The 12,289-nt window shown below is 65.3% G+C and carries 15 protein-coding genes; 6 read left to right on the forward strand and 9 right to left on the reverse strand.

What is annotated here, in order from left to right; genetic code table 11:
- The first annotated feature begins 10 nt into the window (after nucleotides 1-10).
- Nucleotides 11-637, forward strand: coding sequence for a TetR/AcrR family transcriptional regulator (locus ACWF99_RS05650; protein WP_378630715.1), 627 nt, complete (start codon nucleotides 11-13; stop codon nucleotides 635-637).
- A gap of 21 nt (nucleotides 638-658) precedes the next feature.
- Here the strand turns inward: ACWF99_RS05650 and ACWF99_RS05655 are convergent, their stop codons facing one another.
- Both ACWF99_RS05655 and ACWF99_RS05660 read right to left on the reverse strand, forming a co-directional pair.
- Nucleotides 659-1,723 (reverse strand): lipocalin-like domain-containing protein, encoded by a 1,065-nt coding sequence (locus ACWF99_RS05655; RefSeq protein WP_452534905.1) that lies wholly within the window; start codon nucleotides 1,721-1,723, stop codon nucleotides 659-661.
- 17 nt (nucleotides 1,724-1,740) lie between these two features.
- Entirely contained in the window at nucleotides 1,741-3,000 is a 1,260-nt protein-coding gene (locus ACWF99_RS05660) for an oxygenase MpaB family protein (RefSeq protein WP_452535319.1), read from the reverse strand.
- Between the two features lie 215 nt (nucleotides 3,001-3,215).
- On the opposite strand from ACWF99_RS05660, the gene ACWF99_RS05665 reads away from it, so the two are divergent.
- Nucleotides 3,216-3,884: a hypothetical protein gene (locus ACWF99_RS05665; protein ID WP_452534907.1), complete on the forward strand. Its 669-nt coding sequence runs from the start codon at nucleotides 3,216-3,218 to the stop codon at nucleotides 3,882-3,884.
- Nucleotides 3,885-3,939: 55 nt separating this feature from the next.
- On the opposite strand, the gene ACWF99_RS05670 is transcribed toward ACWF99_RS05665, so the two are convergent.
- The 5 genes from ACWF99_RS05670 to ACWF99_RS05690 form a co-directional block, all read right to left on the reverse strand.
- On the reverse strand, nucleotides 3,940-5,109 hold the full coding sequence (locus ACWF99_RS05670) for a serine hydrolase domain-containing protein (RefSeq protein ID WP_452534909.1): 1,170 nt from the start codon (nucleotides 5,107-5,109) through the stop codon (nucleotides 3,940-3,942).
- 124 nt (nucleotides 5,110-5,233) lie between these two features.
- Entirely contained in the window at nucleotides 5,234-5,974 is a 741-nt protein-coding gene (locus tag ACWF99_RS05675; RefSeq protein WP_452534911.1) for an LppU/SCO3897 family protein, read from the reverse strand.
- Nucleotides 5,975-6,288: 314 nt separating this feature from the next.
- A complete protein-coding gene (locus ACWF99_RS05680) occupies nucleotides 6,289-6,771 on the reverse strand; it encodes a nuclear transport factor 2 family protein (RefSeq protein ID WP_452534913.1) in 483 nt (160 codons plus the stop codon).
- Between the two features lie 80 nt (nucleotides 6,772-6,851).
- Nucleotides 6,852-7,388 (reverse strand): hypothetical protein, encoded by a 537-nt coding sequence (locus ACWF99_RS05685; RefSeq protein WP_378630703.1) that lies wholly within the window; start codon nucleotides 7,386-7,388, stop codon nucleotides 6,852-6,854.
- A 314-nt stretch (nucleotides 7,389-7,702) separates the two neighbouring features.
- Complete coding sequence (locus tag ACWF99_RS05690; RefSeq protein ID WP_378630702.1) at nucleotides 7,703-8,380, reverse strand: hypothetical protein; 678 nt, start codon at nucleotides 8,378-8,380, stop codon at nucleotides 7,703-7,705.
- A gap of 3 nt (nucleotides 8,381-8,383) precedes the next feature.
- Between ACWF99_RS05690 and ACWF99_RS05695 the strand changes: the two genes are divergently transcribed.
- Entirely contained in the window at nucleotides 8,384-9,553 is a 1,170-nt protein-coding gene (locus tag ACWF99_RS05695) for an SMI1/KNR4 family protein (RefSeq protein WP_452534915.1), read from the forward strand.
- A 203-nt stretch (nucleotides 9,554-9,756) separates the two neighbouring features.
- On the opposite strand, the gene ACWF99_RS05700 is transcribed toward ACWF99_RS05695, so the two are convergent.
- A complete protein-coding gene (locus ACWF99_RS05700; protein WP_378659395.1) occupies nucleotides 9,757-10,395 on the reverse strand; it encodes a hypothetical protein in 639 nt (212 codons plus the stop codon).
- A gap of 36 nt (nucleotides 10,396-10,431) precedes the next feature.
- Here ACWF99_RS05700 and ACWF99_RS05705 point away from each other — a divergent pair, with 36 nt between their 5' ends.
- Nucleotides 10,432-10,623 (forward strand): hypothetical protein, encoded by a 192-nt coding sequence (locus tag ACWF99_RS05705; protein WP_378630699.1) that lies wholly within the window; start codon nucleotides 10,432-10,434, stop codon nucleotides 10,621-10,623.
- Nucleotides 10,624-10,745: 122 nt separating this feature from the next.
- Here the strand turns inward: ACWF99_RS05705 and ACWF99_RS05710 are convergent, their stop codons facing one another.
- Nucleotides 10,746-11,150: a hypothetical protein gene (locus ACWF99_RS05710; RefSeq protein ID WP_452534917.1), complete on the reverse strand. Its 405-nt coding sequence runs from the start codon at nucleotides 11,148-11,150 to the stop codon at nucleotides 10,746-10,748.
- 250 nt (nucleotides 11,151-11,400) lie between these two features.
- Here ACWF99_RS05710 and ACWF99_RS05715 point away from each other — a divergent pair, with 250 nt between their 5' ends.
- On the forward strand, nucleotides 11,401-12,006 hold the full coding sequence (locus ACWF99_RS05715; protein WP_452534919.1) for a DUF1214 domain-containing protein: 606 nt from the start codon (nucleotides 11,401-11,403) through the stop codon (nucleotides 12,004-12,006).
- 29 nt (nucleotides 12,007-12,035) lie between these two features.
- The gene (locus tag ACWF99_RS05720; protein WP_378630696.1) at nucleotides 12,036-12,203 is read left to right on the forward strand and encodes a CsbD family protein; all 168 of its coding nucleotides are present in this window, start codon (nucleotides 12,036-12,038) and stop codon (nucleotides 12,201-12,203) included.
- The last annotated feature ends 86 nt before the right edge of the window (nucleotides 12,204-12,289 follow it).

Genomic DNA, 12,289 nt, shown 5'->3' on the forward strand with positions numbered 1-12,289 from the left:
GAAGGCAGCCATGACCGGAGGGACCAGGGCTTCGCGACCGGCCGAGCCGGTGTCCAAGCGCAAGGCGGCGGCGGCCGGTCGCGGGACACGCAGGCTCGGAGTCGAGGACTGGACGTCCGCCGCACTCGGCCTGCTGCTGCGAAACGGCGTCGCCGCCATCACCATTTCCACCCTGTGCGACGAACTCGGCGTGACCAAGGGCAGCTTCTACTGGCATTTCGACGGCATCGATCAGCTCCTGGAGACCACCGCGCAGTTCTGGTGCGCCGACCACAACGACGCGGCGCGCGGCTTCCACGACCTCGACGAGCTGCCACCCCAGCAGCGATTGGCCCGCATGGGTGAATTGCTCACCGGGGAACGGGTCTGGCAGGTCGAGCTCGCGGTCCGGGATTGGGCCCGGACGAACGCCAAGGTGGCCGAGGCCGTGAAAGCGTTGGATCAGCGGATATTTCACACGCTGTCCGACACCCTCGTCGACATGGGGTTCTCGACCGAGCAGGCCCAGATGCGCGCGGGTCTGATGTGTTTCGCCGGAATCGGCTTCGTGCACGGCAACCAGAACCTGCCCGTGCCGACCGAGGAGCAACGCCGCGAGTTCTTCCGATTCATCACCAGCGGACAGGAACCGGGCTGATCGTCCAGGCACGAGTGCCGGTCAGGTCAGCGCGACCAGTTCGTGCAGGGTCGAACCGGTTCGTCGCTGCGTTCCCGCGTCGGTGCGCACACTGAGGTCGAAGGTGGATTCGAACCGAAAGTAGCCGGGGTGCCCGACCAATCGGTGCATCAGCGGCTTGACCACCCGTGATCGCACCACCGGAAGATCGTCGAGCAGGTCGTGGGCGTGGATGACGCGAACCACGTCCAACCGGAGGTCGAGCTGATCCGGTATATGCAGTTCCACCCATTCGGGATAGGTGCGTCCCGCGGTCACATCGAAGCGTTCCGGCCCCTCGGTGAGCCGGGTCTCGCCGGTGGACAGCACGATCTGGTCGTGGTGGGCCAGCATCAACGGGCTGATCTCGTGTCCGCCTCTGCGCTGCTGGGTCAGCACCGAGGCGAACAGCAGCGAGTAGTCCTCGACATAGAGCCGACCCCAGTGCCAGCGCTCGATGATCTTCTTCATGTCGCCGACACCCCAGTTGTGGTCGTGATAGCCACGCCCGGTGACCTCGTGCCGCACGCCGTCGAGCTCGATCGTGCCGCTCACCCGCGCTCGGGGAGCGCCGACCATCCAGCCGAAGGAATCCTTGGTACCGAAGCGGGTTTCACCTTTGCCCGGCATCCAGCCGGGTACCTCGTTGTGGAATCGCAGATCGAACTCGATGCCGCCCTCGGCCATCCGCAGGTGGTGGGTCACCTGCCCGTCAACGTCTGACACGGTGCGTGCGGTGTTCTGACCGATGCGCACGTCGCAGCCCTCGGCCGAGAACGAGGTGGCCGAACGAGGGTAGCGCTGCGACACCTGACGCAAGGTGCCGTCGGGCGAATAGACCATCATCTCCACCCAGGGCCTGGCCAGGGGCAGATCCTCGGGCCTGCGTTTGATCAGGAACCCGATCACCACGTGCCCGGTGTCGAGGTGCGCGTCGAAGTACCAGTGTTCGAAAGCCAGTGTGCTCGACGACGGATGTAATGCGTTGTGCCGGGGCTCGACCGGTGTCAGCACGCCGTCGCGACGTCCCGGCCCGTTCCACACTTCGACGATGTCGGCAGTACTCATGGCTACCTTCGGTGGGTTCATCGGCGCAGTGCGCCGCTGGCGTCGAATGCGGCGGTCCGGCCCCGCATCTGGGCTCGATACCAGTTCTCGCGATGCGCGAGCATGATCTTCTCGTGCGCCCGCGCGAACGGCGGACAGAACCGGCGCACGATCTCCATCACGGTGATCAGCGGGAATCGCGCGATCGGAACGACGATCCAGGGCAACGCGGGCGGCATGGTGTAGCGGCGACGGGTTCCCGGCGCCATGTACATCGCGGAGTACACGGAATTGATCCGGTAGTTGTACATTTCGCGCAACCGGGTCAGGCCACGGTGCCCGTCGCGGGGCGCGAACGCCGCCGGATACGACTCGATCAGTTCCGTACCGTGCTCCCCCGCGTCGTAGGAGCGCGAGACCATCGTCATGGCCAGCACCCGCAGGGCGTCGCGCACGGTCTCGGGGTACCAGCGCAACCGCACACCGAGCAGGTGGCCCATGTACTTCTGGAAGTGCAGCAGCGCACGGATTTCCGAGGGCGTCGTCTGGTAGCCCAGCGCCCACAAGCCCAATCCGGGGGTCACACTGCCTGCCAGCAGGGTCAGCATCTGGTAGGTCTGGCTGATCGGCAGACCCCACCGCCGCGTGTCCCATTCGGGGTGGCCGGCGACCTTCGCCCGCACCGAAACGTGCATGACGCGGACCTTCAGCGCGGTGGCCCGGCCCGCCGATCCCGGGGTGAGCAGCGCGTCGGGAGCCGAGACGTCCATCCAGAAGCGGGTGGTCTCCAGGAACCGGCGCAGCGCACTGTCTCCGGCGTAGCCGCCCGCCAGCGACAACGGGGTCGCGACCGCGGCTTCGGTGTACATCTCGAGGGTTTCGGCCCCGGCGAAACTGAACAGCATGGTGCCCCAGCGCCGCCAGATCGCCGCGCCCTGTTCCACCAGTTCGGGGACCACCCAGTCGGGCACCGTTTCGAACTCGGCGAACAACGCGCGCATGGACTCCGGTGCGTCCGCGACGGCGTCGATGCCCTCGGCCAGCGCTGTCTCCAGCATCGCCCGCCCAGCTTTCGAGCCGATCTCGCCGTGCATCACCTCGGCGACGAATCGCTCGGCCACCGGATCACCGGCGAACAGGTCTTCGCACAGGGCCGCGGCCTGTTCGTCGCTGGGGAACAGCGGTTGCCGGGTCACGGCCGTGAAAGCGCGTTCGACCCGTCGCACTGTCGGCGTGCTGCGGGCTTCCCAGTAGCGAAAAGCGGTGGGACATCTCGACGGGGCTCGCACGGTGTCCACGGTGCTCGCGACCCGATGGACCTGATCCTCGACGAACTCGGCCAATGTCGGCCTCCTGACGTGAAATTCGCTGAACGACCCGCGCTGGGCGTCACGTCCACCGACCATACTATGAAGCACACTTATCCATACCTGAAAGTATGGAAGCGTGTGGCACGATCGTCGGTGCCCGCGTCCGTTGTCATCGGCCGCCATCCGACACCGGAGGAAAACCGATGGGACTCGAGAACGAGGAGTTCGACTGTGTCAGCCCACCATTGGCGCTCTCCCCCACCGACGCCCGCCGGTACTGGTTCGACCACCGCCACCACGAGTGCGAGCTCGGCGCCGCCGCGTGGGAGGTCCTCAACGGATCCCGGGGTCTCCCCTGGCCCAACGCACCCCAGCCGCACAACTCCCTGGACTGGATGAATGCCTATCGGGAGCGCGGTCTGCCGACCGCGATCACCACCGACGGGACAGGCGTGGAGCTGGTGTGCGACGACACTGTCACCGCGCTTCTGGTTCCCGCCGGACTGGCCGCCGCCACCTACGACCGCAACCCGTTGGCAGTTCCGACCCTCGCTACGGCGCCGCCCTGTGTTCCGCTGCACCGCTGGGCGATGCTCACCCGAGCCGCGTCCCTGTCCGACGATGCCGTCAGGGCCCTGGCCGATCTCCACATCACCGTCCTCACGCCCGGTGAACGTCTGCGACTACCCACCGGTCCCGACACCTGCCTCGACCCACCGCACTACTGGCACGAATGGCCCCGCCGGTCCACCTCCGGCAAGCCCTACCTCGTCCTGCTGCTCCAAGTCGCCAACATGCTGCTGACCACCGGCACAGCGGAATGTCGCCTAGCGTCGGTCGACGGCCGCCTCGAAGTCCTGCGCAACCGGTGATCGCGGGCCGGTACGCCGTGCCGACCGAACCCGGCTGAAGGGCGTCGCCCGCGGCTCAGGGGACCGCCGGCGGGCGTTCGGGAACCAGGAGGGTGGCGATCTCGGTGCCGATGCCGACGGCGTTGTTCTGGTTGGAGTCGGAGGTGGGACCGAGGGTGTCGTAGACCACGACGGTTGTCTCGGTTTTCGTGTCGTAGAAGGCGGCGCCGTCGTAGCCGCCGTAAGACGGGTTCATGTACAGCCAGTCGGCGAGGTGGACCACGCCGAAGGCGAAGTATTTTTCGGTGGTGAACGGACCGAGGCCCGCGGTCGACGGGCCCATCATCTGCTGAAACTGGTCGGGGGTGAGTCGTTCGCCGGTGCCGAGAGCGCGGACCCAGCGGCCGACATCGCCGACGGTGGAGTTCATGTTGCCGCTGTGCAGGAAGGCGGTGGGGTTCCAGAACGTGGAGTCTTCGAAGAAGTTTCGTTCGTTGGTGTAGCCGTGCAGGATCGGTTCGTCGACCTGCGGGGTGAGGACAACTTTGCTGTCGTGCATGCCCAGTGGGACGGTGATGTGCTCGGCGATCAGATCACCGAGGGGCTTGCCCGCTGCCTTTTGCAGGACCTCGCCGAGCACGACCAGATCGCTGTGGGCGTAGGCGAAGCTGGTGCCCGGCTCGAACAGCGGAGGGCGCGCGTTGGCGCGTTCGAGCAGTTGCGGCGCGGTCCATTCGCGGATCGGGTTCTCGCCGAATATCTTCAGGAACTCCGGTTCGGTCACATAGTCGGAGATTCCGGAGGTGCTGTCGGCGAGCATCCGCGGAGTGATCTTGTCCGCGCGCGGGAAATCGGGCAGCCAGCGAGCGATGGGTTCGTCGAGTTTCAGCACGCCCTGTCCGTCGAGTCGCCAGAGGACCGTGGACAGCATGGGCTCCATCGGCTGGCCGACACGCAAGCGCATATCCACGGTCGCGGGCACACCGAGCGGTGATCCGCCCAGCGCGCCCAAGGCGATCTGCTCGCTGCCCCGCCATGCGCCGTAGACCGCCGAGCTGAGATCGAGTTCGGTCATCTTGGCGCGAACGATGTCGGCGATCTTCGCCGCTTCGGCACTCTCGACCGGCGAGGACGCGGCGCCGTCGGACTTGTCCTCCGTACCGCAGCCGCCCGTGGCGATGGCGAGCACGACCGCGAGCACCGCACATGCCCTGCGGCATCGGCGATGCCTGGGCGACTTGCTCATGACAGAGATCCCTTCGTCGAGGAACGCTCACGATCACAGCAAGGTCGAATCTACGCGTCCATCGGGCTCAACCGGCTCAGGCTCGTCAGGACCTTGTCCTGCGACGCGGCTGCCGTCGCCGGATTCAGCTGAACGAACGCAGGCAGAGCACGAAGGACTCACCACCGCCGGAGCCGATGTACCCCGCGAGCTTGACGGAGTCCTCGTACTTCCGGCACTCGGTGGTCTTGTCCGTGCCCTCGATTCGGGCGATGACCTTCGCCTGGGCTCTCACGTCCGAACAGCCCACCTTCACCAACTCGGCATCGGAGAAGCCGATACTCAGGTCGTCCTCGGTCGCGACACAATCGCCGGCCGACAGCGCGCCGGGGCCGGTGGTGTTGCTGGTGTTGCCGATGACCACCGCCGTCGCGAAGCCGATGACGACCACGATCGTGATCAGCAAACCGACCACGTAAGGGCGGCGGCGCAGCAGCGGCTTGCCCGGGTCTCGCGGCGGTCGCGGGCTGCCCGGTGCCGCCCCGCCGGGACTGAACCATCGGTCGGCCGATCCACCGAACAGCAGGGCGATGACGGCGATCACCGCGACCAGCCCGAAAGGCCCGGGTGACATCCGGACGAAGGCGAAACCGGCATCGGTGTCGACGTTCCCGCCGTTGAAGGCCATGGAACCGAAAGCCACGAGCCCTTCGATCACGGCGAAGACGGTCGCGGTGATCCGGACCCAGCCCCGCCGCCGCGCGAAGAACAAGGCAGTGACCGCCATCGCCCAGAAGAACAGGTACCCCCGAGCGTTCCCGCCCGCCGCATAGGGATGGCCCATCCCTATCAGCGCGACAGTGCCGGCCAGTCCGATTGCCGACATCACGACAATGATGACTCGCGCCGCCCGAACACGCCCCGGCATCTGCGAAGATGTTGTGTCACCGCGCGATTCGATACCCCCACCCGTCCGGGACGGAGACTGCTGCGGTGCCTGCTGATCCATACCTGTCGCCCCCTGGTGATTCCGCGCTTCGCGTGCCCGATCCTATATATGACGCCACTGTCGAGGTGCGACAGAAGGATGGCGTCGAGTAGGCGTGCAAGGATCGCGCGGTCGGATGGAGAACGACGTGCTGAGTGATCACGGCCGGGCTTCTCATGTTGCGGCCGAGGGAATTCGGGAGACGACTGATTTCAGTGCTTCAGCGATGGATCCCAGCGGTTGGCGAGCAGCGTGAAGCTCGGGAGGTCTTCCAGCGAGGTCAATGCCTCGTAGATGCGCTCGTATCGCGTCGAGGCGATCCGCCACATTCCGTCCGGGTCGCGACGATAGGTGTCGGAATAGTATCCGCCACCACGGATCTGGATCTTCGCACCCGGCACGAGGACGGTGTCCTCGAATGCCCAGGACCCCTTCGCGGTGTCGCCGTCGACCTCGATCTCGGGATGGTTGGCGATGTGGACCGTGACGATCCCGGGTCCGAGGTTCTTGCGCATGAAGGCCACGACGTCGGCGCGATTGTCGTAATGCAGTGGCTCGCCCATGGCCTGGGTGCCATAGCGCGCGGAGACGTCCTCGGCGAGGCAGTCCGCGAACTCGTCCCACAATTTCAGGTCGAGCGTGCGGAAGTAGCGGTGCTTGAGACGCTTGATCTCCTCGATAGCAACCAGGTCCATGACCGGAGTGTAGAACGTGTTCTAGATTCGGCGCAGGAAAAGCGCGCCTCGAGCAGCTCCCCCGAGCGTTCCGCCTCGGATCAGTGCGTGAGGACGACCTTCGCCGCTACGACGGCGGTGGCCACGCAGCTGAGCAGAATCGCCCCGAGCAGGGTCGACCGATCCGGCCGCGCACCCTCGAGCCTGCGGATGACGAACGTGATTCCACCGATCCGCACCAGCATGGCGACCTCGGCGAGCACCTGGGCGGTCCGTGGTTCGAGCCACCCGACCGCCGCCGCCACGAGGATCGCGCAGGGCAGCACCGCCGAACTGAGGATGGGCAGCGAATCGCGCAGGTCGAGCCATGGCTGGGGTGGAGAGGGCGCGTCGCTCTGGCGTACCGATTGCCCGACGCTCTCGGCGAAGACATGGGCGATGAAGGTCGACAGGGCGGCCCCGAGAACGACCGCGATGCCGACATCCTCGAGGGACGGTGCGACCGGGATCAACGCGGAGAGGATCAGCACGTTCCCATAGATGTACGCGCTGATCCGGCGAGCCGCGTTCCGACGGTCGAGCGAAACGCTCCGGGAGAACAAAGGCCCGTGTAAGAGCTTGTTTTTGTCGCGTTCCATCGGTCCTCACCCGTTAGTCGCACCCTTACGAGACAGCTCTGGCGAAGCGGGGAGGTGCGGACACGCGGGGTGGGAATTCGGTGCACCTCGTCGAGAATCGCTACTGACGACGACTATATGCCCGGTGCCCTCGTCGAGCCCGGCGCACGAGGTCTCGCGCCCCTGCCCCGAACGGCGGCCAAGCCCCGGTCTGGCCGGACGAACCGCGAGGGTCGGCGTTCGAGTGCGGTGCACGACGGCCCCGCCTGCTCGGGGCGAGGCGGGACCGTGCGAGTCAATTCACTCGATCAGTAGCCCTCGGAATGGCTGCTGAATCAACGAACTCCCCCGATGTGGACCGTGCTGACACCCTCGCCGACGATGACGTCAGGCCCAATCGGCTCCAGCCGACCCCGGGGTGGTGTCGGGGTCATTTCGCGAGCGACGATTCGATACCGCCGTTGGGGGCCATCGAAGACCGTCGTGCGTCCTTCATCGAGTTCGACCTCGTGTCCATCGCTGAACTTGTCTCCAGAAATCTTCGCTGTCGCCTGGAAGATGGTCTGATAGCTGTCGATCGCCGAACTGCCGGAGTCCGGCGTGAAGGGTTCGTTCAACCTGTAACTGAACTGGTAGACCTTCCCGTCTTCGGATGCCGGGGCAGTCCCTCCGACGCCGTAGCCGTACAGCGTGCCGGTTTCGTACCGCATCCAGAAAAGCTCCACCGACCAGCCATTCTGGACGGGATCTGTTCTCCAACTCGAGCCCATGAGCGTCTCCTCACGAGATGGGGGGCGGGACTTTCGAATGAAATCCACAGAATCGATCCACCCGGAAGCGTAGATCAGCCCGGCCGGGTTGAGACCGATTGACGCTCGTCGGTCGATGCGGTCGTTCGCGACCGCGCGCTCAGCGGCATTTGCGGATATCTCGAAGAAGGGCCGGTACCTCTCCTCACCACGATCTCGGCCCGCACCCGTCCGGGCTTGTCGGCGGCTGGTCGTAGCGTTCATGAAATGAACTGGAGACCGTGGTTGGAGCTGTGGAGCGAGGAATGGATCGCCAGCAGAGATCCTGACGAGTTGGATCCCGAGGTGGTGCAGCAGCGCTGGCTCGGGTACGCCCCGGCAACCGAGGCCGACATCGCCGCGGTCGAGCTGCGCCTCGGCCTGCGGTTGCCACCCTCCTATCGCAGCTTCCTGCTGACCACCGATGGATGGCGCCATGCCGGGGAATTCGTGCGGCAGATGCGGGACACCACCGATCTGGGATGGCTGCGTAATCTCGAACCGACCTGGGAGTCCTGGGCAGACCTGATCACCGAGCCACCAGTCGACGCGCCGGGTAACCCGTTCAGCCGCGGACTACTGATCTCGCTGCACGCCGACGTCGGAGTCCTGTTCCTCGACCCGGCCGACCGCGACGACAACGGCGAATGGGCCGCCTACAGCGTGTTTTCCTGGGGCGAGATCCCGCAGCGGTATCCCTCGTTCACCGCCCTCATGGAATCGAAGTACCAAAGCCTTCATCAACTACGTCAGCCGGCGGGCAGAACCCGTGACAACTGGGATCTGGTGGCCGAACAGGCACGAAGCGAAGCCCTTTCCGGGGACATCGACACAGCCATGGCGGCCCTGGAGAAAGCCCAGCATTTCGGCCAATCACGCGCCACGGTCTTACAAACCCAGCTCCAGATGTTCCTCAGCACCTCTTCCCCCTACGACGCCTCCCGGATCCTTTCGCGCGTGCTACCGCTGGCACCCGTTCCGGAGGAATTCTTCACCGGTCCACTGTTCACCGACGAGTTCGTGCCATGCATGTTCCTGCAACACGCACACAAAGAACCCTGGTATGCCTCCGCGCTCGACCTTGCCCAGATCGTCGACGACCCCGGGGGCGAGATCAAACGTGCCATCGACGGGCACCGGGCCCGGGTAGAGCGGCCCGGCTACCAACTCTCCTACGGCAACCAGGCATTCGACGCCGCGGTACGAAAGGCGCTCGCGCAACACCACTCCGACCCGGCGGCGCTGTGGCATGCGCTCGAGGCCGCGATGGCGCATTGGCGGCCCCGTACGCCAGATCACATCGCCCCGGTCGCCTTGCTCGCCGACCCGGTGCTGGCCTACAGCCTCACCCCGGAACGCGGGCGCGCGCTGTTGAGTCAACCGCGCAGCGGCCGCTGACCCGGCGAGGCCGACCGAATCGGTTCCTTCATAGGTTGCGTGCGACCGAGCGACAACTCGGTCCTCACCGCACACCCGCACCGGCCCCTCGGATCATCTGCGAGCACACCGGAATAGCACGCTCATCGGCATTACCGGGCTTCCATGGGTCGTGGTCCGTGCACGATGATGGGGGTTGTCACTCGTGGCGGAAGTCGCCGCGGTCAGTGGTCGGGAACGTGCACCGTGATTTCCCCGCCGAGGTGATACCCCTCGGCCAGTCGCAGGTTGTCGCCGCTCCAAAATCTGCCCGGGTCATACCAATTCGGACGTCTATTCGGCAACAAGCCCATGGCCTCATACGTCATGGCGACGATCTCCGCGCAGTAGGCGTTCTCCAGACCGGCATGATCGGATTCGCGCTTCTTCGACCGTTTCGGTATCGGCACCCGGCCCAGCAACCAGCGCCCCGCCAGCGCGCCGGTGGAGGGGAAGGGCATGCCGTCCAGCCTCGCCACCACCCGCAGCGCTGCATCCTCCATCTCGCTGGTCACCGGCCGATCCAACTGACGCATCCACGCCTGTTGCCCGTACTCCTGGCTCCATCGGATGACCGCAGCCCGCAAATCGTGTAGCTGGGCTCCGCGATGATGGCTACCCGACCAGATATCCGGCAGTGCCTTACCGAGTTCGGCATGCCATATCAGCGCCGGTAGGTCATCGATGACCACTGCCATGCCGACGTGGTTCACCGGGCTGTTGGTCAACCCCCGTATCGCGCGATCGGCGCGAGAATGCCCGCGAAACAGCCATAGATCCCCCGTTCGCGTCAGCTCTACTGCTTCGTCCAAGCCGATACTCATCGGCGTTTCGTCTGGCACAGCGACTAGCCTAGGCGCATGCGCTGGTGGAAGATATTGGGTCTGGCCGGGACCGCGGGTGTCGCGGCGACCGGGGTGGTCATCGTGCGGGCCGAACGCAAACGTCGCGCATACACCCCGGACCAGGTCCGCGAACGGCTGCACGCGCGCCTCGGCGATAAATCCAACAGACCGAGCCCCACCACGCCAGTCGATGACGGCAAGTCCTGATCGAAAGATGTCCGTAGCGGTGACCATGCTGGATCCGGTGCGCCGTGCATCATCCAATGAATCTCGCGAAGTGCACTCTGGTCGACGTTTCGAGAATCGTCCCGCGATGACTCATTCCGAGGTCATCGAGACGTTGGAACAGGGGCGGCGATCGCGGCGTCGAGGCCCTGGACAGCTTTGTCGTACTGATTGCGGTCGAACAGAAATGGGCCGAATGCGGCGCAGTCACGAGTGGTGCGATCGCTGATTTCGAAGGTATCGATGAGATCGGCCAGAGGGATGGTATCGATGCGGGGCATGATCTGGTAGACGCCGGGCGGTCCTGGCCGATAGTCGAATCCGATCTCGCTGATCGCTGTCGAACGGTTGCGCTGCAAGCGCTTCCGATCTCGGGTGATCGACTTACCCCCCACACAAAGCGGCGCGCGTCGGGGGGGTTGGGCATTGCGGGGAATCACCGACTGAGGCGCACGACGCCCTTCCCAGTGGAAAGAATCACGGCGTCGATGTATCCAGCGCTCGCCCATCCCGCAACGGTGGGCGGACACGCTCATCGGCAGCTCAGTGCGCTCGTCGGCCGGCGGCGCAGCCCTCGGGACCGCGCGTCCGCGGCATGACAGTGCGTTCGCTGACCGACGCCTGAGCCGCCTTCCCGGACTGTGTAACTTCACCGGTCCTACCCGACCACACACTGATCGAGATCTTGGACGCAGCCGCGGCAGTCGGTGAGAAATACGCCGCCACAGTCGCTTTCAACCCCGATGACCATCTGCGGGTGTGGCCGAATCGGCATTGGACCAGCAACATGATCCCCGGCCCGTACGTCACTGCCGACCCGGAGTTCACACCGCGACCTACCAGAACTTCGACGAGCGTCTGACCTTCTTCTATTCGGCGTTCTCCACCTCGGATGCGATGTTTTTGGCGATGCCGGGCAAAGGCGCGCAATACGCGGGCGCGTTCTTCGACGCCTACGGGGAACGACCGACCGGTGAGAACCACTACACCCTGCACCTGCCCGCCGGGATGCCGGTCGTCAACTACTGGTCACTGGTGCTCTACGACGCCACACCCGCTGCCTGCTCGACAACGGTGGATTCGCCTCACTGGCATCTGACCAGAACGTCGTCACCGGCCCCGACGGTTCGGCGCAGCTGTATTTCGGCCCGGAACCGCCCGCCAGCGGTGAACAGAACTGGATCAAAACTGTGCCGGGCAGGGGGTGGTTCGCGGCGCTGCGTCTGTACGGACCCACCCAGGACGCACCTGGCGTTCGGGGATCTCGTCGGGCGGGTTCGTACCAGGAGGCTCGCCGCGACCACGCGGATCCCTGTGTTGAAGATCAACATCGTTGACAGCCGTGGGGTTACGGCGTTGACTTGATCCCACACAGCGAGGAAACCGCCATGAGTATGAGCAAGAAAATCGCGAATTCCGTCGAGGCCACCAAGGGTCGGATGAAGAAGGTGTTCGGTCGCGCCACCGGCAACCGAAGCCTCGAGGCCGAGGGTCGGGCCGAACAAGTCAAGGGCAACCTGAAACAGTCCGCCGCCAAGATCAAAGACGCCTTCAAGAACTAGCTTCGCCGAACGAGAGACCTCGCACTAGACCCCGCGCGCCGACCGTTGCGGACCACCTCGACGGATCCACCACACGCAGGGGTTAT

It is taken from the genome of Nocardia sp. NPDC055002, assembly GCF_053608825.1.

Coding starts and splice junctions, on each gene's coding strand:
- ACWF99_RS05650 (WP_378630715.1), top strand. CDS start 11: ATGACCGGAGGGACCAGGGCTTCGCGACCGGCCGAGCCGGTGTCCAAG.
- ACWF99_RS05655 (WP_452534905.1), bottom strand. CDS start 1,723: ATGAGTACTGCCGACATCGTCGAAGTGTGGAACGGGCCGGGACGTCGC.
- ACWF99_RS05665 (WP_452534907.1), top strand. CDS start 3,216: ATGGGACTCGAGAACGAGGAGTTCGACTGTGTCAGCCCACCATTGGCG.
- ACWF99_RS05670 (WP_452534909.1), bottom strand. CDS start 5,109: ATGAGCAAGTCGCCCAGGCATCGCCGATGCCGCAGGGCATGTGCGGTG.
- ACWF99_RS05675 (WP_452534911.1), bottom strand. CDS start 5,974: ATGTCGGCAATCGGACTGGCCGGCACTGTCGCGCTGATAGGGATGGGC.
- ACWF99_RS05680 (WP_452534913.1), bottom strand. CDS start 6,771: ATGGACCTGGTTGCTATCGAGGAGATCAAGCGTCTCAAGCACCGCTAC.
- ACWF99_RS05685 (WP_378630703.1), bottom strand. CDS start 7,388: ATGGAACGCGACAAAAACAAGCTCTTACACGGGCCTTTGTTCTCCCGG.
- ACWF99_RS05690 (WP_378630702.1), bottom strand. CDS start 8,380: ATGAACGCTACGACCAGCCGCCGACAAGCCCGGACGGGTGCGGGCCGA.
- ACWF99_RS05695 (WP_452534915.1), top strand. CDS start 8,384: ATGAACTGGAGACCGTGGTTGGAGCTGTGGAGCGAGGAATGGATCGCC.
- ACWF99_RS05700 (WP_378659395.1), bottom strand. CDS start 10,395: ATGAGTATCGGCTTGGACGAAGCAGTAGAGCTGACGCGAACGGGGGAT.
- ACWF99_RS05705 (WP_378630699.1), top strand. CDS start 10,432: ATGCGCTGGTGGAAGATATTGGGTCTGGCCGGGACCGCGGGTGTCGCG.
- ACWF99_RS05710 (WP_452534917.1), bottom strand. CDS start 11,150: ATGGGCGAGCGCTGGATACATCGACGCCGTGATTCTTTCCACTGGGAA.
- ACWF99_RS05720 (WP_378630696.1), top strand. CDS start 12,036: ATGAGCAAGAAAATCGCGAATTCCGTCGAGGCCACCAAGGGTCGGATG.